The organism is Lelliottia sp. RD5 (assembly GCF_056032945.1).
The window spans coordinates 155,001-174,308 of sequence record NZ_JBVYHQ010000006.1 but is presented as its reverse complement, the minus strand read 5'-3'; the positions used below and the strand labels follow the sequence as shown (position 1 = coordinate 174,308).

Below are 19,308 nucleotides of genomic sequence, written 5' to 3'. Positions count from 1 at the left end.
GGTTAAACCAGCGTACCGTAGATGGTCAGCAGTGCCACCAGCACCACAATCACAAATGACGTTTTCTTCGCCATCGACACCGCCGCTTTTGGGGTCTCGACTTTATCCGTATGCGGTTCGCGCGCGAGTGAGAATTGCGCCAGGCGGGTTAGCACCTGATATTGCGACGTATGGCGATCGGCAAGGGACGCAAACCACGCCGGAAGCGCTTTCTCTCCGTGACCGATCAACGCATACACTACCCCCACCAGACGCACCGGCAGCCAGTCCAGCACATGAAGAATACCGTCGATACCGGATTGCAAACGTTCATGCGGCGTCAGGTAGCGGGCAAGCCATGTCTGCCAGGCGCGTAAAAATGCATAGCCCATCAGTAATACTGGGCCCCACGCCCCGCCCGCCACAAACCAGAACAGCGGCGCCAGATAATAACGGAAGTTGATCCACAGCAGAGCGTTTTGCAGCTCGCGTAAATAATCGCGTTCGTTGCAATCGGGCGGTACGCCATGGATCAGCGTCAGCTCGCTCGCCATCGCGCCACGCGCATGGCTGTCATCACGGGAAGCCGCTTTCAGGTAGGCGTGATAGTGCAAGCGCACTTTCCCCGCACCGATACACAGCACGCCGAGCAGGATCCACACCACCAAAAGCGGAACGTTGAAAAATAGCCCATAAAGCGCGCGCAATAGCAGGTAAACCACCCCCATGACGACAGCCGTCATCAGGATCGTGCGCAACATTGAAAAGTGCTTAATCCGACGGAACAGCACTTCCATCCGGTGATCCAAATGCCAGTGTTCGCCCAGTTTGAACAACCGTTCGGCGATCATCACCAGCAGCATGGTGAACAACGTCATGTCATCTCCTTGTCTGACGAAGCGGTAAGCATGGCGCGAAACCTGGACCAGTCAAAAGCCGGTCCTGGATCGGTTTTTCTCACCGGTGCGATATCGCTATGCCCAGTGATGTTGTCGGAAATTGCCGGATAGCGCGCGATCAATTCTCGCGTCAGCGTACACAGTGCCTGGTACTGCGCATCGGTGTAAGGCGTGGTATCGGTGCCTTCCAGCTCAATACCAATCGAAAAATCATTGCACCGCTCGCGTCCATGATATGACGACACACCGGCGTGCCAGGCGCGCTTATCAAAAGGAACATACTGGACGATTTCACCGTCGCGGCGAATCAGACAATGGGCCGAAACGCGCAGATGCGCGATCTCAGCAAAAAAGGGATGAGCGTTGGGATCGATTGTTCCAGTGAATAATGCATCTATCCACGGACCACCAAATTCGCCTGGCGGCAGGCTAATGTTATGGACCACCAGCAGTGAGGGCGACTCGTCCTCCGGGCGGCAATCATGGTGCGGCGAAGGTACATGCCGCGCGTCCACCAGCCATCCGTTTTGTAACTGCATGCTGGCTCTCCTTATATATGGTGCTGATACTCGGTTCAGAGTAGCATGTTTCAATCTTATGATTCGTTACCAATTTGGAGTTTTATCATGCCGCCTCGCCGTTACAACCCCGACCACCGACGTGACGCGCTTCTGGAACGTATTAACCTCGATATCCCGGAAAGCGTGGCTCAAGCGCTACGCGAAGATTTGGGTGGTGAGGTGAATGCAGATAACGATATTACCGCACAATTGTTGCCAAAAGAGACACGCTCGCACGCGGTGATCATCACCCGTGAGGACGGCATATTTTGCGGTAAACGCTGGGTAGAAGAAGTCTTCACTCAGCTGGCTGGCGATGACGTAAACGTGACGTGGCATGTGGAAGACGGCGACAGCATCACAGCGAATCAGCCTCTTTTTGAACTCGAAGGCCCTTCCCGCGTGCTGCTGACAGGTGAGCGCACCGCGTTAAACTTTGTCCAGACGCTGTCCGGCGTGGCAAGTGAAGTTCGCCGTTACGTTGACTTGCTGGCAGGCACAAAAACGCAGCTGCTGGATACCCGTAAAACGCTGCCAGGCCTGCGCACAGCGCTGAAATATGCGGTATTGTGCGGCGGCGGCGCCAACCATCGATTGGGTTTATCCGATGCGTTTCTGATTAAAGAGAATCACATTATTGCCTCTGGGTCCGTGCGTCAGGCCGTCGAAAAAGCTTTCTGGCTGCATCCGGATGTTCCGGTCGAAGTGGAGGTTGAAAGCCTGGAAGAGCTTGATGCTGCCATCAAAGCCGGTGCTGACATCATCATGCTGGATAACTTCGAAACGGAACAAATGCGCGAAGCGGTAAAACGGACCAATGGCAAGGCGCAGCTTGAAGTCTCGGGTAATGTCACGCAGGAAACCCTCCGCGCGTTTGCAGAAACAGGCGTGGATTTTATCTCCGTCGGCGCACTGACCAAGCACGTGCAGGCGCTTGACCTCTCCATGCGTTTCAAATAGTTCAGCATTTTGATCCTCTCCTGCGGGAGAGGATCAAAACAAGTTCACGATGCCGCTCGCATAATTTTTACATCCCGATGTAACCACCGCGAATTCTCCTGAATCCCCCTTCACGATCCGTTTTTTGCCGCTCGTTTCTCCTTTTCTGAACTGCCACATTTGCTCCACTTATTTAAGGAGCAGATATGAACAGACAAAAAGGATTTACGCTCATTGAGCTAATGGTGGTCATCGGCATTATTGCCATTCTCAGCGCCATCGGCGTGCCCGCATACCAAAACTATCTTCGCAAAGCGGCACTTACGGACATGCTGCAAACCTTTGTCCCCTATCGCACGGCAGTCGAGCTTTGCGCTCTCGATCATGGCGGTGTCGAGACGTGTGATGCCAGCGTAAACGGTATCCCCTCGCCCACCACCACACGGTATGTCTCCGCAATGAGCGTCGCGAAAGGCACGGTTGGGTTAACCGGCCAGGAAAGTCTCAACGGGCTGGAAGTCGTCATGACGCCAATCTGGGACAATGGCAACGGCATCACCGGCTGGACGCGCAACTGTAATATCAGCGATGACAGTGCGCTCAAACAGGCCTGTGAAGATGTCTTCCGCTTTGATAACAATTGAGGAAGCGAATGATGAATTCGGAACAACTGGTCATGCTGTGCCATCGCCATCATGCGCTTATTCTCAGTAGTGACGCTGAAATGGTGAGTATTGCCGTAGTGGGTACACCTGCAGCGGAAATGATGGAGGCCCTGCGCTTCGCCACACAAAAACGGATTGATATTCAATGCTGGACGGCAGAGCGCATGGAAAAGCATCAGCAGATGTCTTCGTCATCGCATTTGCCCACCATTTCGCAGGATACAAGCCCGGCGGCGGATATTCTTAACCGAACGCTGTTACAGGCACTCAGCCAGCGAGCCTCCGACATCCACGTGGAGCCCGCCGGAAGTGCCTGGCAAATCCGCCTGCGCATCGACGGCGTGTTATATCCGCAGCCCCCGCTGACTGCGGCGACAGGTACCACCCTGATTGCCCGATTAAAGGTGCTAGGTAATCTGGATATCGCGGAGCGGCGGTTACCGCAGGATGGTCAGTTTACCGTTGAGTTGTCGGGAGTCTCGGTCTCTTTTCGCATCGCTACGCTACCTTGTCGCGGCGGAGAAAAAATTGTGCTGCGTCTTTTACATCAGGTGCAGCAGGCGCTTGAGCTTGAGGCATTAGGTATGACGGCCGCCCAGCGTGCCCTTTTCGAGCAAGCGCTCCAGCAACCGCAGGGATTACTTTTAGTGACCGGTCCGACGGGTAGCGGCAAAACCGTCACGCTCTACAGCGCGCTTCAAGCCCGTAATACACAAGACGTAAATCTGTGCAGCGTAGAGGATCCCATTGAGATCCCTCTCGCCGGGCTGAATCAAACACAAATCAACCCACGTGCGGGCTTAACCTTTCAAAGTGTATTACGGGCGCTTTTACGCCAGGATCCTGACATCATCATGGTAGGAGAAATCCGCGACGGCGAAACGGCAGAGATTGCCCTCAATGCCGCCCAGACAGGTCATTTGGTGCTCTCAACGTTACATACCAACTCCACCATTGAGACGCTGATACGGCTTCAGCAGATGGGCGTTGCACGCTGGATGGTTTCCTCTGCGCTTACGCTAGTGATCGCGCAACGGCTAGTCCGCCGCCTTTGTCCTCATTGTACGAAAGAGACCCATCAGGAAACACTCATCCCGCACAACGTCTGGCCGCGACAGCTTCCCCACTGGCAAGCGGCGGGGTGCGATCGTTGTTATCACGGGTTTTACGGCCGCGTTGCCCTGTTCGAAGTACTGGCCATTAATAGCGATATCCGCCAGGCCATTGCCGGGGGTGCCTCCGTTGAAGAGGTCGAAATCAAGGCAAAAAACACCGGCATGACAACGCTGTTCGAACATGGCTGCATGGCCGTCGAGAAAGGACAAACTACCTTTGAAGAATTAATCCGCGTGTTGGGGTTACCGAATGGCAGCTAACCATCTTTGGCGCTGGCGCGCGATGACTGCCGAGGGCGAACTTCAACAAGGGACGCTATTAGCCCCTGACCGCCAGGCGGCTTTGATCCGATTATCACTTAAAGCACTTTACCCACTTCAGCTCGCGCGCAGTCCTCTGCGCCAGCAATGGCAGGCTCAACATTGCTACGAAGTATTTCGACAGCTGGCCACCCTGCTGCAGGCTGGCCTCACGCTTGCCTATAGTCTGCAAATGTTGGCTGAGCAGCATCCCGTTAAACAGTGGCAGGCGCTGCTTAACAACCTTGCTGACGATCTCAGTGAAGGCTGTGCTTTCTCCGATGCCTTAAAAAAATGGCCGGAAGTATTTAGCCCGCTTTATGTCTCCATGATGAAAACCGGGGAACTGACGGGCAAGCTTGAGGAATGTTGCCGGCAGTTAGCACAGCAACAAAAATTGCAGCAACAGCTGAGCGCGAAGGTGAAAAAAGCACTGCGCTATCCGACGATCATACTCGCACTGGCTGTGGTCGTGGTACTCGCGATGGTGACGTTTGTCCTGCCGGAATTTGCCGCCATTTATAAAACATTTAATACACCGCTTCCGATGCTGACGCAGTGGGTGATGGGTTTTGCGACTTTCGTACGCCAGCAAGCTGTTGCTCTCATCCTTGCGCTATTTTTACCCGCCATCGTGATGCGTTGCCTACGGCATCATCTCGGCTGGCAGCGATTCTGTCAGCGCTCTTTACTGCGCCTCCCAATTATGGGATCGCTGGCTCGTGGACAAAAACTCAGTCAGATCTTTACCGTGCTGTCGCTGACCCAGCAAGCGGGCATCGCATTTTTACAGGGGCTGGAAAGTTCTCAAGAGTCCGTTCAGGGGGTGTACTGGCAGGAGGTCCTGAAAGGTGTCAGGGATCGCGTCACGCAGGGGGACCCTATATGGTCGTCATTAACGAAAGCAGGGATCTTCACGCCCTTATGCATCCAGCTTGTACGAACGGGAGAGGTATCCGGTTCCCTTGATAGCATGCTGACCAATCTTGCCCGCCATCATAATGAACAAACCTTCCAGCAGGCCGATGATCTCGCCTCGCTGTTAGAACCCTTACTGCTCATTGTGACAGGGTTAATTATCGGAACGCTGGTGGTGGCGATGTATCTGCCTATTTTCCATTTGGGAGATGCGATGAGTGCAGGATAAAGCTGGCACACGAGTGTGCGCCAGCGAAGCAATTACAAGCTGTTGAAAATGCGGTTTTCCTGTTCCTGAACGCGAATAAACGTTGTACGTTTAGTCAGCTCTTTCAGTCGCGATGCCCCTACATAGGTACAGGCAGAACGCAGTCCACCCATAACATCGCGGGCGGTATTTTCAACAGGGCCACGCAGCGGCAGCTTCACGGTTTTCCCCTCTGCGGCACGATACTGCGCAACACCACCGACGTGGCGGTTCATTGCCGATTCAGAGCTCATGCCGTAGAAGAGCATAAATTTCTCGCCGTTTTCTTCAACGACTGTGCCACCGCTCTCTTCATGACCGGCCAGCATCCCGCCCAACATCACGAAATCAGCGCCGCCACCAAAGGCTTTAGCAACATCGCCAGGCATGGTGCAGCCACCGTCGCTAATGATCTGACCACCAAGGCCGTGAGCGGCATCAGCACATTCAATTACGGCGGACAGCTGAGGATAGCCAACGCCCGTTTTGACGCGCGTAGTACAGACGGAGCCCGGGCCGATGCCGACTTTCACAATATCCGCGCCAGCCAGAATCAACTCTTCGCACATCTCACCGGTCACGACATTGCCTGCGATGATGGTTTTGTCAGGCCATGCTTCACGTGCTTTGCTAACAAACTGCACGAAATGCTCGGAATACCCGTTTGCCACGTCGATACAGAGGAAATTCAGTGCCGGGTTCGCAATCAGAATTTGTTTGGTTTTCTCGAAATCAGTATCAGATGTACCGGTTGAGACCATCACATGCTTGAGCACATCTTCGGAAGCTGAAGCGGCAAAGGCATTCCATTCTTCAACGCTGTAATGTTTATGCACTGCGGTGAGGATCTCGAACGACGCCAACGCCGTTGCCATCGCGAAGGTACCCACGGTATCCATATTGGCGGCAATGATAGGAACACCAGACCAGGTCTGACCGGAATGTTTAAAGGTGAATTGGCGTTCGAGTTCAACGTCTGAGCGACTTTTCAGCGTAGAGCGTTTAGGGCGGATAAGAACGTCTTTGAAACCTAACTTCAGATCTTCTTCGATACGCATGTGGGGATTCCTGGGGTTAGAGGCAAAAATGTGTAAAGCACAACTCCAGTGACGTTATCATACGCACTAATACGTGCTCCGCAAGACTGCGAATTTCTCTTTTTTTACGCTACAATCCTATAAATTTACCTGGTATAAAGCGGGTAATCAGAGGCAGAGCCACGCCACTGTAATTTTAAACTATAAGCCAATGATTTTAATGATGAATAATTCCCAGGATTTTGTTTAATGGGGTACATTGTTGCGTTAACGGGCGGCATCGGGAGTGGTAAAAGCACTGTTGCTGACGCTTTCTCACGCTTGGGTATCGTGATTGTTGATGCTGACATCATTGCCCGACAGGTAGTTGAGCCTCAAACCCCCGGCTTAAGAGCCATTGAAGCGCATTTCGGTAAGGACATCATCAACAGTGACGGCACTCTGAACAGGCGTTTGCTGCGGGAGCGCATTTTTTCTCGACCCGAAGAAAAAACCTGGCTCAATGCACTTCTTCACCCCATGATTCACCAGGAAACTCAACGACAGATATCTGCGGCCACGTCACCCTATGTTTTGTGGGTGATCCCATTGCTCGTCGAAAATCAGCTTCAGCATAAAGCCAACAGAATTCTGGTCATCGATGTTTTACCCGAAACACAGCTTCAGCGAACGATGTTGCGCGATAACGTCACACGCCAACATGCTGAACAAATTCTTGCTGCGCAGGCAACGCGTGAAGCGCGACTTGCCGTCGCAGATGACGTTATTGATAATAACGGCGCACCCGAAACAATTGCATCGGATGTTGCCCGCCTGCACGCACATTATTTGGCATATGCCGCGCAGGCCGCAGCACAGGACAAAACACAATGAGTTCTCATATCCTTTTTGAACACCCGCTGAATGAGAAAATGCGCACCTGGTTGCGTATCGAATTTCTCATTCAGCAGATGTCTTTCCATCTTCCGATCTCCGAGCACGCGACCGCGCTGCATTTTTTCCGCAACGTTGGCGATCTGCTGGATGTCATTGAACGGGGTGATGTTCGCACTGAGTTGCTCAAAGAACTCGAACGCCAGCAACGAAAATTGCAGGGTTGGGCTGAAGTCCCGGGCGTAGATCGGAACCGTATCGATTCAATCCGTCTGAAACTGAAGCAAAGCAGCAGTATTTTGATGGCCGCCCCTCGCGTTGGGCAATTTCTGCGAGAAGATCGGCTAATAGGGCTGGTACGCCAGCGTCTGAGCATTCCGGGTGGGTGCTGTAGTTTTGACCTGCCGACATTACACATCTGGCTGCATATGCCGCAAGAACAGCGTGATACACAGGTAAAAAACTGGATGGGAAGTCTTGAGCCCATGAATCAGGCGCTGACCCTGATACTCGACCTGGTTCGCAATTCAGCACCGTTTCGCAAGCAAACGAGCCTGAACGGTTTTTATCAGGATAATGGCGATGATGCCGACCTGCTGCGCCTGCAGCTATCACTCGGCGATCAGCTTTATCCACAAATTTCAGGCCATAAAAGCCGCTTTGCGATTCGATTTATGCCGCTGGATAGCGAGAACGGAAGCGTGCCGGAACGTCTCGATTTTGAACTGGCTTGCTGCTAAGGAGTGCCAATGTCTGAAGTAATCACCGTTAATTGCCCAACCTGTGGCAAAGCTGTTGTCTGGGGCGAAATCAGTCCGTTTCGCCCGTTTTGCTGTAAACGCTGTCAGCTCATCGATCTGGGTGAATGGGCGGCAGAAGAGAAACGTATCCCGAGCGAGGGCAATCTGTCAGATAGTGATGACTGGAGCGAAGAACAGAAGTAATTATGTTCTCCGCTGGGCCTGCTGACGGTTCGATTAGCAGGCCTTCATACCCTGAATCAGTCTGGTAATAATGGGTTCATTGGCTGGCGGGAATTTGTCAGCCTCCAGTTCGCCTTGCTCTACCCACATCCCGAATTGCCCCTCTTTACCCCAGGGTTCACCTTCCCAGCGCTCAACCATAAAGAACCACAGCGTGATATGACGATCCGGGAACTGATACTCGAGTTTATCGAATAATGTCGCGTTGCACGGTGTAATCCCAACCTCTTCCTGAAGCTCACGAGCCAACGCCTCTTCGGGCGTTTCACCCGCTTCTATTTTACCGCCAGGAAACTCCAGTTTATTTGCCATGTGGGCATCAGCCGCCCGCTGGGTAATAAAGAGTTGATTTAACGGATTGCGAATAATTCCGACGGCTATTTGCAGTATTTTCATAATGTTATGTCCATAAAAAAGGCGCAGAGATCTGCGCCTTTTCGATTTACTCTGTGCTTAGCTTAAACGGCCGTGGCACGACTTATATTTTTTACCGGAGCCACAAGGACACGGATCGTTACGACCCACTTTGCGATCGCCCGTTTGGGCAGCGATTGCCTCAGCCGCTTCATTTTCGTCAGTTTGGTGACTCAGCTGTTGCATCTGCGCCAGACGCTCAGCTTCCTCACGACGCTGCTGCTCCATTGCTTCAACTTCTTCCGGCATGCGAACCTGTACTTTGCCCAGGGTGCTGATCACTTCGTATTTCAGTGATTCGAGCATCGTCGCAAACATCGCGAAGGATTCACGTTTGTATTCTTGTTTAGGATCTTTTTGCGCGTAACCACGCAGGTGAATACCCTGACGCAGGTAGTCCATCGCCGCCAGATGCTCTTTCCACAGGGAATCCAGCGTTTGCAACATCACGCCTTTCTCGAAGTGGCGCATCATCTCGGTGCCGACGACTTCTTCTTTACGCTTATAAACTTCAATCGCGTTTTCAAGAATACGCTCGCGCAAGGTTTCTTCATGCAGCTCCGGCTCTTTGTCCAGCCACTCTTTGACCGGCAGTTCGAGATCGAAGTCATTTTTCAGACGTTCTTGCAGACCTTCGACGTCCCACATTTCTTCCAGTGATTGTGGCGGAATGTAGGCATCGATCGTTGCTTTGAACACATCTTCGCGAATGCTGTTGATGGTTTCGCTCACATCAGTTACATCCAGCAGTTCGTTACGCTGAGTGTAGATTGCACGACGCTGATCGTTAGCAACATCATCATATTCAAGCAGCTGCTTACGGATATCGAAGTTGCGGCTCTCTACTTTGCGCTGCGCATTGGCAATCGCTTTAGTCACCCATGGGTGTTCGATGGCCTCGCCTGGTTTCATACCCAGCTTACGCATCATGCCTGACACACGGTCAGAAGCAAAAATACGCATCAACGCATCTTCCATAGACAGATAGAAGCGTGAAGAACCGGCATCACCCTGACGACCCGCACGACCACGAAGCTGGTTATCGATACGGCGAGATTCGTGACGCTCAGTACCGATGATATGCAGACCACCGGAAGCCAGGACGGCATCGTGACGCACCTGCCAGTCAGCTTTAATTTGTGCAATCTGCTCAGGCGTTGGGTTTTCAATCTCAGCCAACTCTGACTGCCAGCTACCACCCAGCACGATATCGGTACCACGACCCGCCATGTTGGTCGCGATGGTCACTGCTGCCGGGTAACCCGCCTGTGCAACGATATCCGCTTCTTTAGCGTGGAATTTGGCGTTAAGAACGTTGTGCTTAATCCCTGCTTTTTCCAGTTCACGAGAAACCACTTCGGACTTCTCGATGGAAATCGTACCCACCAGAACCGGCTGGCCTGCTGCGGTACGCTCGCGGATATCTTCGATAATCGCCTGAATTTTTTCCGCTTCGGTCATGTACACCAGATCCGGCATATCTTTACGGATCATTGGACGGTTAGTCGGAACAACCACGGTGTCCAGTTTGTAGATGGAGCTGAACTCAAACGCTTCGGTGTCAGCAGTACCGGTCATACCTGCCAGTTTTTCATACAGGCGGAAATAGTTCTGGAAAGTGATAGAAGCCAGCGTCTGGTTTTCGTTCTGAATATCCACGCCTTCTTTGGCTTCAACCGCCTGGTGCAGACCATCAGACCAACGACGCCCCTGCATGGTACGGCCAGTGTGTTCATCAACGATGATAACTTCACCGTCTTTGACGATGTAATCCACATCACGGGTAAACAGCGCGTGCGCACGCAGTGCAGCGGTCACATGGTGCATCAGCATGATATTGGTTGGGGAGTACAGCGACTCACCCTCTTCCATGATGCCTTGCTCGACCAAAAGCTCTTCGATCTGAATCAGACCGCGCTCAGTGAGGTTCACCTGACGTGCTTTTTCATCCACGGAGAAGTGGCCTTCGCCCTGGAATGTGTCGGAATCTTCTTTTTCCTGACGAATCAAATGTGGAATGATTTTGTCGACTTTGCGGTACATGTCCGAGCTATCTTCCGCCGGACCAGAAATGATAAGCGGGGTACGCGCTTCATCGATCAGAATGGAGTCCACCTCATCGACCAACGCATAATGCAGTTTACGCTGTACACGTTCTTCTGGGCTAAACGCCATGTTGTCGCGCAGGTAGTCAAAGCCGTATTCGTTATTGGTACCGTAGGTAATATCCGCGCCGTAGGCTTCACGCTTAGCCGGTGCAGGTAAACCAGACATGTTGATGCCAACGGACATGCCCAGGAATTCGAATAACGGACGGTTGTTTTCCGCATCACGCTGCGCCAGATAGTCGTTGACGGTTACGACGTGTACGCCCTTGCCGGACAGTGCGTTCAGATAGGCAGGCAGGGTTGCAGTCAGGGTTTTACCTTCACCAGTACGCATTTCAGCGATGCAACGTTCGTTCAGCACCATACCGCCGAGCAGCTGCACATCAAAGTGACGCATGCCAAACACACGCTTACTCGCTTCGCGAACCACGGCGAATGCTTCTGGAATCAGGCTTTCTACTGTTTCACCTTTCTCCAGACGTGCACGGAACTCAACGGTTTTTGCTTTCAGTTCGTCGTCGGAGAGTTTTTCCATCTCCGGTTCCATGGCATTGATGACGGTGACGGCTTTGCGCATGCGGCGCAGGGTACGATCGTTACGACTACCAAAAACTTTGGTTAATAATTTGATTAACATAATAAATTCTCACACGCCCCATGATGGGCAGATAAATTAAAGTATCGAAAAACGGTTAATTTAGCTGAGGCGTTGAGGTCCGGCGCGGATGCCCTGTACCTGGCTAATCCAGGCAGAGACGGAGAAAGTAGCGTGGGGGATAAAAACGATATTTGTTTGCTGACGGACAATGACAGGCGGCTTACTTTCCTGAGTCAGCAAAGCATTTAGCGTATCCAGCAATGCCAGATGCTGCGCCTGTACAGGCAGCGACTCTTCTGCAACAGGCAATGTCTGAGGTGCCATCGCAAAAGAGAGATGACGAATGACAGTACGGATTGCATGCTGATGCCAGTAATCGACAGTGAAATTTGGACGACGAGAAGCTTCTAACAACGCGAGATTTGTAAAATTGACTCGCGTGGATAAATCGTGTCGAGCTGTGGTGGTCTTGGCGGGGGTGGACGTCTCAGCATTTGCGCTGAGCACAGGCAAGCCGAAGCCCGCCGCAACCATCCCAAATAAGAGATGCGGCCAGAAGTAACGTCTGCCAAATTGTCGCCAGCGCGTTAGAATCCCGCTCAATTAATCCACCATCGCATGATAAGCCTTGAGTGGCTTACATAAATTTTTTTTAGCGTCCAGATATTACCATTAAAGCTCGAACACAGCAGCAGGAATGACGTATTACAGCAGGTAAAAACGGTCAAGAATGCAGCGAACGCACGAACATAGTGTGCTCTGGCAGGGTAAACATCAGGCAGGAAAATCACGACATAACTGTAGAAACAAAAACGACTGGTCTTCCTGGCCGGAGAGAGTACCAGGTTAACCAGTCGATTTTACGAAACGGCTTTTACCGTTACGCCAGGACCGTGTTCGGCGCTTTGAATGCCAGAGGCAATTCAGCTTCGTCTTCGAAGGTCACATATTCCCAGGCTTCCTGTTTTGCCAGGACGGCTTGCAATAATTTATTATTCAGTGCGTGACCGGATTTAAACGCGGTAAATGCACCGATAATATTGTGACCACACATGAACAGGTCGCCAATCGCATCCAGCATTTTGTGACGAACGAATTCATCTTCAAAACGCAGGCCGTCTTCGTTCAGTACGCGATAATCGTCAACAACGATGGCACAATCGAAGCTGCCGCCCAGGCACAGGCCACGGGACTGCAGATATTCGATATCACGCATGAAACCAAAAGTACGGGCACGACTGATTTGACGCATAAACGCATCAGCAGAGAAGTTCATCGCGTAGCGCTGGGTACTGGCATCAATCGCTGGATGGTTAAAGTCGATGGTAAAGTCCAACGAAAAACCATTAAACGGTTTGAATTCAGCCCACTTGTCGCCATCTTCAACGCGAACCGTCTCTTTGATACGAACAAATTTCTTCGCACAGTTCAGTTCTTCGATGCCAGCGTCCAGCAACAAATAAACGAACGGAGCAGCACTACCATCCATGATCGGAATCTCTGGCGCATCGACTTCAATAACGATGTTGTCGATACCCAGACCCGCGAGGGCGGCGTTCAAGTGCTCTACGGTAGAAATCCGCACGTCATGCTCATTGACCAGACAGGTACAAAGCATAGTATCACGCACAGATTTGGCATCGGCCGGGAAATCTACCGGTGGATTCAAGTCGGTGCGACGATAGATGACCCCGGTATTGGCCGACGCAGGGCGCAACGTCAGTGTGACTTTTTTGCCGGTATGTAAACCGACACCAGTCGCCTGAACGATACGTTTAAGTGTCCTTTGTTTGATCATCGTATAATCTCGCCAAATTACTTATCCAACCGAGAGTGTATATCACTAACGGATGGCCAGTTTAGCACAAAGAGCGAAAATCCCCAAATTCCAGCCAATTCTTAGTCAGCTTGCTTGCGCAGGAACGCTGGGATATCCAGATAATCCGGTTCTTTCGCTGTTTGCGGCGTATTATCGTTAACCACTTTAGCGGCTGGTTTCTGCTCTTGAGTCAGCGGAGCCATACCATGCTGCTGGTAACGATCCATGACAGGCTGCTGAGTCTGTTTGTTCGTCACGAGGGTAATTTCTGGACGTTTGTCCATGCCAATACCGGTTGCAACAACAGTCACACGCAGTTCGTCGTTCATTTCCGGGTCAAGGGAAGTACCGATAACCACAGTCGCATTATCTGACGCGAACGCACGGATGGTGTTACCCACCGTTTCGAACTCATCAAGACGCAGGTCAAAGCCAGCGGTAATGTTGACAAGAACGCCACGCGCACCCGACAAATCGATATCTTCCAGCAGCGGGGAAGAGATGGCCATTTCAGCCGCTTCTTCTGCACGGTCTTCACCGCTCGCCACGCCAGAACCCATCATCGCGTAGCCCATTTCGGACATCACGGTGCGCACGTCTGCAAAGTCAACGTTCATCAGGCCTGGGCGCGTAATCAGTTCAGCGATCCCCTGGACTGCGCCTTTCAGCACGTCATTTGCTGCACCAAAGGCGTCAAGTAGAGAAATGCCGCGACCCAAGACTTTCAGCAGTTTGTCGTTTGGAATGGTGATCAGAGAGTCCACATGTTTGGACAACTCGGTGATACCCTGTTCCGCGAATGCCATGCGCTTCTTGCCTTCAAAATTGAAAGGCTTAGTCACAACAGCAACGGTCAGAATACCTAAATCTTTAGCAACCTCAGCGACAACAGGTGCTGCACCAGTACCGGTACCACCGCCCATGCCCGCTGCAATAAACACCATGTCCGCGCCATCAAGCGCAGCACGCAGTGCTTCTCGGTCTTCTTCAGCTGCATTACGACCCACTTCTGGGTTAGCGCCAGCGCCCAGACCTTTGGTGATACCACCACCGATCTGAATAGTCTGGCCTACAGCCGTTTTGCGTAATGCCTGTGCGTCGGTGTTGACTGCAAAGAATTCAACGCCTTCAATGCGCTCACGCACCATATGCTCAACAGCGTTACCGCCGCCGCCACCGACGCCGATGACTTTAATCACCGCGTCGTTGGTTAATTCCATTGGTTCAAACATGGTTTCTCTCCGTTTTTACACTTCATCCTTCACGCTGTAAAAACGTTTTGAAGGACTTCGCGTATGTGCCTGTCGCCTGAGACCGCTAATTTTCTCCGGTCTCTTTAAAAAATCAAAATTCTTTTCGCAGCCAGGAATTGAGTCGTTTGACCCACGACCCGACTGAGGTACGTTTTTCCACTTCCGCTTCACCACTCAAATGGGACTCTTTCCCGTAGTGAAGCAGCCCCACAGCCGTTGAATAATACGGCTCCTGAGCATAATCCGTTAAACCGGTAATATTCAGCGGTGCACCAATACGAACTTGTGTATGGAACACCCGCTGCGCGCAGGCCGCTAGACCTTCAATTTGCGCTGCGCCGCCGGTTAATACAATCCCCGCCGCAAGATGATGCTTCACACCCTGCTGACGAAGCTGTTCTTGTAACTGTAAAATCTCTTCGTTGACGAGGTTAAGCAGCTCTGTGTAACGCGGCTCAATCACCTCAGCCAGGGTCTGCCGTTGCAGACTACGCGGCGGACGCCCGCCCACGCTTGGCACTTCAACGCTCTCATCTTTGCCCACGATAGAGCCCAATGCGCAACCGTGACGGACTTTGATCGCCTCTGCATCGCTCGGTGGCGTACCAAAGGCGTAAGCAATATCACTTGTCACGACGTTCCCAGCGTACGGGATCACTTTGGTATGACGCAAGGCACCACCAGTGTACACGGCGATATCCATTGTTCCACCGCCAATATCGACCACACAAACGCCCAGTTCGCGTTCATCTTCCGTCAGGACCGAATAACTGGCTGCCAGTCCTGCAAAAATAAGTTGGTCTACTTTCAGGCCACAACGTTCAACAGCTTTAACGATGTTTTTCGCCATATCGTTGTGACAGGTGATCAAATGCACTTTTGCCTGCATACGCACACCGGAAAGACCGACGGGGTTTTTAATACCCTCTTGATAATCGATCGCATATTCCTGCGGGATCACATGCAGCACACGATGCTCATCGCGCACGCGCACCGACTTTGCCGTGTGCACAACATTCTCAACGTCTTCTTGCGTCACTTCTTCTTCGGAAATCGGCACCATCCCAATTTCGTTCTGGCAGCTTATATGCTTACCAGAAAGCGCAAGATAAACGGAGGAGATCTGGCAATCTGCCATTAACTCTGCCTGATCGATAGCACGCTGTACGCATTTCACCACCGACTCAAGGTCGTTTACCCCACCTTTATCCATACCACGGGAAGGGCAACTGCCCACGCCAATGATATTGACCATACCGTCGGGCAGAACTTCCCCTACTAAAGCGGCAACCTTCGCGGTGCCAATCTCTAGTCCAACTACCAGTTTTCTGTCCGTCGCCTTGATCATTGTTGTTCTGCCTGTACCTGTGCCTGATTCTGTTGCTGATTAGGTTCCTCAACCGGAGCCGGCACCCAGCCGACTGCTGCGCCTGAGTCGTAGCGCAAATCAACGTAGCTTATCCGTTTGCCGTCTGTCTGCGCCTGCTGCTGTAAAACGGGGTAAAGTTCTACAAAACGCGCCAAACGCTTCATCGTGTCACCGCGACCAAGATTAAGCTTAATCCCATTCGTTAACGTCAGTTGCCACGAGCGACGAGCGGTCATTGCTGCATCTTTTAACGTAAATCTGTCTTTCGCCAGCACCTGACCCATCTCACGAAAACCTTGCAGGACTTCGTTTTCGCTGCCTTCCGGGCCATACAGCATCGGTAAACTTTGCTTGCTAACACGATCGGCCGGGACGCTGAACGAATTTCCGTCTACGTCAACCATATGCTGATCATTCCAACGCGCTATCGGCACAAATTCAACCAGATGAATCTTCAATTCATCAGGCCATTGCTTTCTTACGCTCGCCTGTTTTATCCATGGCAGACGTTCAATCTGACTCTGAATGATATTGACATCCTGAGTCATGAAGGTCCCAGGCGATCCCAAAGCCAGAATTGACTGGCGAATATCATCGTTGCGCGTGTAATGCCGCTCCCCGGTCACCACCAGTTTTGACAGAGGTAACCGCTGCGCATCTTCCATCCAGCCCAACACCATCCAGCCGCTGATAAACACGGTACACAGCACACCCAGCAGGAAAATAATCCCTGCAAGACGCGTTCCATTACTCCGCCCTGAAGAAGAATATTCCTCTTCTTCTTCACGTTCACGGTTCCGCGTGTTCAATGCAGCCTGAGACATATCAGCCCGCCTGGTCCAGAATACGAACCACTAATTGCGAGAAGCTCATACCGGCCTGACGTGCAGCCATTGGCACCAGACTGTGGCTGGTCATACCCGGGGAGGTATTGGCTTCCAGCAGATAAAATTGACCGTCGCTGTCCTGCATCACATCGATACGCCCCCAGCCACGGCAACCCAAAACAGTCCAGGCTTTGAGCACCAGGGCCTTTAATTCTTCTTCACGTTCTGCTTCCAGACCACTTGGGCAGAAATATTGCGTCTCATCAGAGAGATACTTCGCTTCATAATCATAGAAGGTTCCAGCCGGTTGGATGCGAATTGACGGTAAAATTTCTTCACCAAGCATCGCCACGGTAAATTCTGGACCGCCTAGCCATTTTTCAATCAGAACTTCTTCATCATGTTGAAAAGCCAATGCTAAAGCAGATGTTAAATCATCAGCTTTAGCAACTTTCGACATGCCGACGCTTGAGCCTTCACGGCTGGGCTTTACAATAACCGGTAACGCCAGCTGTTCAATACGCTGATTAACGCTAACTTCCAGTCCTGATTCGAACTCGCGACGCGTGACTGCAACCCACGGTGCAACAGGCAAACCCGCCCCCTGCCACAGCAATTTACTGCGCAACTTATCCATGGAAATTGCGGAGGCCATCACACCGCTACCGGTATAAGGCATACCGATTAAGTCCAGCAAGCCTTGCAACGTGCCGTCTTCACCACCGCGACCATGTAACGCGATAAAGGCTTTATCAAAGCCCATCTCTTTCAAACGCGTTACATCAATTTCTTTCGGATCAACCGGATGGGCATTAACGCCACCTTCACGAAGTCCAGCCAAAACGGCTGCGCCGGAATTGAGCGAGACGTCACGTTCCGCAGAGGTGCCACCCATCAGGACTGCAATCTTATCAGCCATGGTGTTCATCCCCTGAGGTTTGCGGCTTCAGTTTGATTTCAGATAAGTTACGCGCGATTTTGCCGATATTTCCCGCACCCTGTATCAAAATCAAATCGTTACCCGTTAATACCTGCGCCAGCATCTCAGCGGCCTGAGCAGGATCGGAAACCAAAATCGGGTCAACTTTACCGCGACCGCGAATCGTGCGGCACAATGACCGGCTATCCGCGCCCGGAATCGGCGCTTCGCCTGCAGGATAGACATCCAGCATCAGTAGTGCGTCCACCTGGCAAAGCACATTGGCGAAATCGTCATACAGATCGCGCGTACGGGTATAACGGTGCGGCTGGAAAAGCATGACCAAATTTTTATCCGGCCAGCCCGCACGGGCTGCCTTGATCGTCGCATCCACTTCCGTCGGATGGTGACCGTAGTCATCGACCAGCATCGCCGTGCCGGATTTACCGTTTACGGGCTCCAGCGGGTATTCACCCAGGAAGTCGAAACGACGCCCGGTCCCCTGGAAGCTCTCAAGCGCGCGTAAAATATCGTCGTCTTCAATGCCTTCTTCTGTTGCCACCGCAACAGCGGCAGCGGCATTCAACGCATTGTGGCGACCCGGCGCATTCAGCGTCACATGCAATAATTCTTTATCCTGACGCGCCAGGGTGAAATGCCCTTGTGCGCCGGTTTGCGTGTAGTTTTCGACACGTACGTCAGCGTCTTCACTGAAACCATAAGTCGTTGTCTGACGCCCGACGCGCGGCAAAAGCTCGCGAATCACCGGATCGTCAACACACATTACCGCACGACCATAAAACGGCAGATTGTGCAGAAAGTTTATGAATGTCTGTTTTAAATTTTCAAAGTCGCCCTGGTAAGTGTCCATATGGTCGGCTTCGATATTGGTGACAATCGCCACCATCGGTTGCAGATGCAGGAACGACGCATCGCTCTCATCCGCTTCTGCAATCAGATAACGGCTGTGGCCCAAACGAGCGTGCACGCCTGCCGCTTTGACCAGACCGCCATTGACGAAAGTTGGATCAAGGCCAGCCTCCGCATAAATACTGGATACCATCGCCGTGGTCGTCGTTTTGCCATGCGTACCCGCAACCGCAATTCCGTGACGAAAACGCATCAGTTCTGCCAGCATTTCTGCACGGCGAATCACCGGGATGCGCGCTTCATGTGCCGCTACAATTTCAGGGTTATCAGATGAGATCGCACTAGAGACCACGACCACACTCGCATCGCGTACGTTTTCCGGGCGATGGTTGAAATAAATTGTCGCCCCAAGCGACGCCAACTGTTGCGTAACGGGGTTCGGTGCCAGATCGGAACCACTGATCTGATAGCCTTCGTTAGCCAGAACTTCGGCAATACCGCCCATACCTGCGCCGCCAATGCCAACGAAGTGGATGTGCCGGACGCGACGCATCTCGGGCACGATTGAACGCAGTTTCGCCAGTTGTTGTGTATTCATTCTCTAACCGCCATCGAT

At 52.1% G+C, this 19,308-nt stretch carries 19 protein-coding genes; 7 read left to right on the top strand and 12 right to left on the bottom strand.

Annotated elements, in window-relative coordinates; genetic code table 11:
• Nucleotides 1–2: 2 nt before the first annotated feature.
• Together ampE and ampD are read right to left on the bottom strand one after the other, a co-directional pair.
• On the bottom strand, nt 3–857 hold the full coding sequence (gene ampE / locus AC0LWE_RS17970; RefSeq protein WP_059180108.1) for a beta-lactamase regulator AmpE: 855 nt from the start codon (nt 855–857) through the stop codon (nt 3–5).
• Entirely contained in the window at nt 854–1,417 is a 564-nt protein-coding gene (gene ampD / locus AC0LWE_RS17965; protein ID WP_059180109.1) for a 1,6-anhydro-N-acetylmuramyl-L-alanine amidase AmpD, read from the bottom strand. The genes ampE and ampD overlap by 4 nt, the downstream gene beginning before the upstream one ends.
• Nucleotides 1,418–1,504: 87 nt before the next feature.
• Between ampD and nadC the strand changes: the two genes are divergently transcribed.
• The 4 genes from nadC to hofC all read left to right on the top strand — a co-directional run bounded on the left by nadC (nt 1,505) and on the right by hofC (nt 5,604).
• Nucleotides 1,505–2,398 (top strand): carboxylating nicotinate-nucleotide diphosphorylase, encoded by an 894-nt coding sequence (nadC, locus tag AC0LWE_RS17960; protein WP_059180110.1) that lies wholly within the window; start codon nt 1,505–1,507, stop codon nt 2,396–2,398.
• A gap of 185 nt (nt 2,399–2,583) precedes the next feature.
• Nucleotides 2,584–3,021: a prepilin peptidase-dependent pilin gene (gene ppdD, locus AC0LWE_RS17955; RefSeq protein WP_012016060.1), complete on the top strand. Its 438-nt coding sequence runs from the start codon at nt 2,584–2,586 to the stop codon at nt 3,019–3,021.
• 11 nt (nt 3,022–3,032) lie between these two features.
• Complete coding sequence (gene gspE / locus AC0LWE_RS17950) at nt 3,033–4,418, top strand: type II secretion system protein GspE (RefSeq protein ID WP_059180111.1); 1,386 nt, start codon at nt 3,033–3,035, stop codon at nt 4,416–4,418.
• Nucleotides 4,408–5,604 (top strand): protein transport protein HofC, encoded by a 1,197-nt coding sequence (hofC, locus tag AC0LWE_RS17945; RefSeq protein ID WP_059180112.1) that lies wholly within the window; start codon nt 4,408–4,410, stop codon nt 5,602–5,604. Before gspE ends, hofC begins: the two co-directional genes overlap by 11 nt.
• 32 nt (nt 5,605–5,636) lie before the next feature.
• On the opposite strand, the gene AC0LWE_RS17940 is transcribed toward hofC, so the two are convergent.
• Nucleotides 5,637–6,680, bottom strand: a complete 1,044-nt coding sequence (locus AC0LWE_RS17940; RefSeq protein ID WP_059180113.1) for a GMP reductase — start codon at nt 6,678–6,680, stop codon at nt 5,637–5,639.
• 228 nt (nt 6,681–6,908) lie between these two features.
• Between AC0LWE_RS17940 and coaE the strand changes: the two genes are divergently transcribed.
• From coaE to yacG, 3 genes are read left to right on the top strand one after another with little or no spacing between them, the layout of a single operon-like run.
• Complete coding sequence (gene coaE / locus AC0LWE_RS17935; RefSeq protein ID WP_059180114.1) at nt 6,909–7,532, top strand: dephospho-CoA kinase; 624 nt, start codon at nt 6,909–6,911, stop codon at nt 7,530–7,532.
• Nucleotides 7,529–8,272, top strand: a complete 744-nt coding sequence (zapD, locus tag AC0LWE_RS17930; RefSeq protein ID WP_059180115.1) for a cell division protein ZapD — start codon at nt 7,529–7,531, stop codon at nt 8,270–8,272. Before coaE ends, zapD begins: the two co-directional genes overlap by 4 nt.
• 9 nt (nt 8,273–8,281) lie before the next feature.
• Nucleotides 8,282–8,476 carry a DNA gyrase inhibitor YacG gene (gene yacG / locus AC0LWE_RS17925; protein WP_059180116.1) on the top strand — a complete coding sequence of 65 codons (195 nt, stop codon included), beginning with the start codon at nt 8,282–8,284 and terminating at the stop codon, nt 8,474–8,476.
• Nucleotides 8,477–8,509: 33 nt separating this feature from the next.
• Here the strand turns inward: yacG and mutT are convergent, their stop codons facing one another.
• The 9 genes from mutT to murC all read right to left on the bottom strand — a co-directional run bounded on the left by mutT (nt 8,510) and on the right by murC (nt 19,290).
• A complete protein-coding gene (gene mutT / locus AC0LWE_RS17920; RefSeq protein ID WP_059180117.1) occupies nt 8,510–8,911 on the bottom strand; it encodes an 8-oxo-dGTP diphosphatase MutT in 402 nt (133 codons plus the stop codon).
• A 57-nt stretch (nt 8,912–8,968) separates the two neighbouring features.
• Nucleotides 8,969–11,674 (bottom strand): preprotein translocase subunit SecA, encoded by a 2,706-nt coding sequence (secA, locus tag AC0LWE_RS17915; protein ID WP_059180118.1) that lies wholly within the window; start codon nt 11,672–11,674, stop codon nt 8,969–8,971.
• A 60-nt stretch (nt 11,675–11,734) separates the two neighbouring features.
• Nucleotides 11,735–12,238: a secA translation cis-regulator SecM gene (gene secM / locus AC0LWE_RS17910; protein ID WP_219347059.1), complete on the bottom strand. Its 504-nt coding sequence runs from the start codon at nt 12,236–12,238 to the stop codon at nt 11,735–11,737.
• Between the two features lie 277 nt (nt 12,239–12,515).
• Nucleotides 12,516–13,433, bottom strand: a complete 918-nt coding sequence (gene lpxC / locus AC0LWE_RS17905; RefSeq protein WP_131487545.1) for a UDP-3-O-acyl-N-acetylglucosamine deacetylase — start codon at nt 13,431–13,433, stop codon at nt 12,516–12,518.
• A 101-nt stretch (nt 13,434–13,534) separates the two neighbouring features.
• Nucleotides 13,535–14,686, bottom strand: coding sequence for a cell division protein FtsZ (gene ftsZ / locus AC0LWE_RS17900; RefSeq protein ID WP_006173842.1), 1,152 nt, complete (start codon nt 14,684–14,686; stop codon nt 13,535–13,537).
• Nucleotides 14,687–14,798: 112 nt separating this feature from the next.
• Nucleotides 14,799–16,055: a cell division protein FtsA gene (gene ftsA, locus AC0LWE_RS17895; protein WP_012016049.1), complete on the bottom strand. Its 1,257-nt coding sequence runs from the start codon at nt 16,053–16,055 to the stop codon at nt 14,799–14,801.
• Nucleotides 16,052–16,900 carry a cell division protein FtsQ gene (gene ftsQ / locus AC0LWE_RS17890; RefSeq protein WP_059180120.1) on the bottom strand — a complete coding sequence of 283 codons (849 nt, stop codon included), beginning with the start codon at nt 16,898–16,900 and terminating at the stop codon, nt 16,052–16,054. Before ftsQ ends, ftsA begins: the two co-directional genes overlap by 4 nt.
• 1 nt (nt 16,901) lies before the next feature.
• Nucleotides 16,902–17,822, bottom strand: coding sequence for a D-alanine--D-alanine ligase (locus AC0LWE_RS17885; RefSeq protein ID WP_202668184.1), 921 nt, complete (start codon nt 17,820–17,822; stop codon nt 16,902–16,904).
• Nucleotides 17,815–19,290, bottom strand: coding sequence for a UDP-N-acetylmuramate--L-alanine ligase (murC, locus tag AC0LWE_RS17880; RefSeq protein WP_059180122.1), 1,476 nt, complete (start codon nt 19,288–19,290; stop codon nt 17,815–17,817). Before murC ends, AC0LWE_RS17885 begins: the two co-directional genes overlap by 8 nt.
• Nucleotides 19,291–19,308 lie beyond the last annotated feature (18 nt).

Bases quoted from the DNA above. Each gene is read 5' to 3' on its own strand.
- ampE (WP_059180108.1), bottom strand. From the start codon at position 857: ATGACGTTGTTCACCATGCTGCTGGTGATGATCGCCGAACGGTTGTTC.
- ampD (WP_059180109.1), bottom strand. From the start codon at position 1,417: ATGCAGTTACAAAACGGATGGCTGGTGGACGCGCGGCATGTACCTTCG.
- nadC (WP_059180110.1), top strand. From the start codon at position 1,505: ATGCCGCCTCGCCGTTACAACCCCGACCACCGACGTGACGCGCTTCTG.
- ppdD (WP_012016060.1), top strand. From the start codon at position 2,584: ATGAACAGACAAAAAGGATTTACGCTCATTGAGCTAATGGTGGTCATC.
- gspE (WP_059180111.1), top strand. From the start codon at position 3,033: ATGAATTCGGAACAACTGGTCATGCTGTGCCATCGCCATCATGCGCTT.
- hofC (WP_059180112.1), top strand. From the start codon at position 4,408: ATGGCAGCTAACCATCTTTGGCGCTGGCGCGCGATGACTGCCGAGGGC.
- AC0LWE_RS17940 (WP_059180113.1), bottom strand. From the start codon at position 6,680: ATGCGTATCGAAGAAGATCTGAAGTTAGGTTTCAAAGACGTTCTTATC.
- coaE (WP_059180114.1), top strand. From the start codon at position 6,909: ATGGGGTACATTGTTGCGTTAACGGGCGGCATCGGGAGTGGTAAAAGC.
- zapD (WP_059180115.1), top strand. From the start codon at position 7,529: ATGAGTTCTCATATCCTTTTTGAACACCCGCTGAATGAGAAAATGCGC.
- yacG (WP_059180116.1), top strand. From the start codon at position 8,282: ATGTCTGAAGTAATCACCGTTAATTGCCCAACCTGTGGCAAAGCTGTT.
- mutT (WP_059180117.1), bottom strand. From the start codon at position 8,911: ATGAAAATACTGCAAATAGCCGTCGGAATTATTCGCAATCCGTTAAAT.
- secA (WP_059180118.1), bottom strand. From the start codon at position 11,674: ATGTTAATCAAATTATTAACCAAAGTTTTTGGTAGTCGTAACGATCGT.
- lpxC (WP_131487545.1), bottom strand. From the start codon at position 13,433: ATGATCAAACAAAGGACACTTAAACGTATCGTTCAGGCGACTGGTGTC.
- ftsZ (WP_006173842.1), bottom strand. From the start codon at position 14,686: ATGTTTGAACCAATGGAATTAACCAACGACGCGGTGATTAAAGTCATC.
- ftsA (WP_012016049.1), bottom strand. From the start codon at position 16,055: ATGATCAAGGCGACGGACAGAAAACTGGTAGTTGGACTAGAGATTGGC.
- ftsQ (WP_059180120.1), bottom strand. From the start codon at position 16,900: ATGTCTCAGGCTGCATTGAACACGCGGAACCGTGAACGTGAAGAAGAA.
- AC0LWE_RS17885 (WP_202668184.1), bottom strand. From the start codon at position 17,822: ATGGCTGATAAGATTGCAGTCCTGATGGGTGGCACCTCTGCGGAACGT.
- murC (WP_059180122.1), bottom strand. From the start codon at position 19,290: ATGAATACACAACAACTGGCGAAACTGCGTTCAATCGTGCCCGAGATG.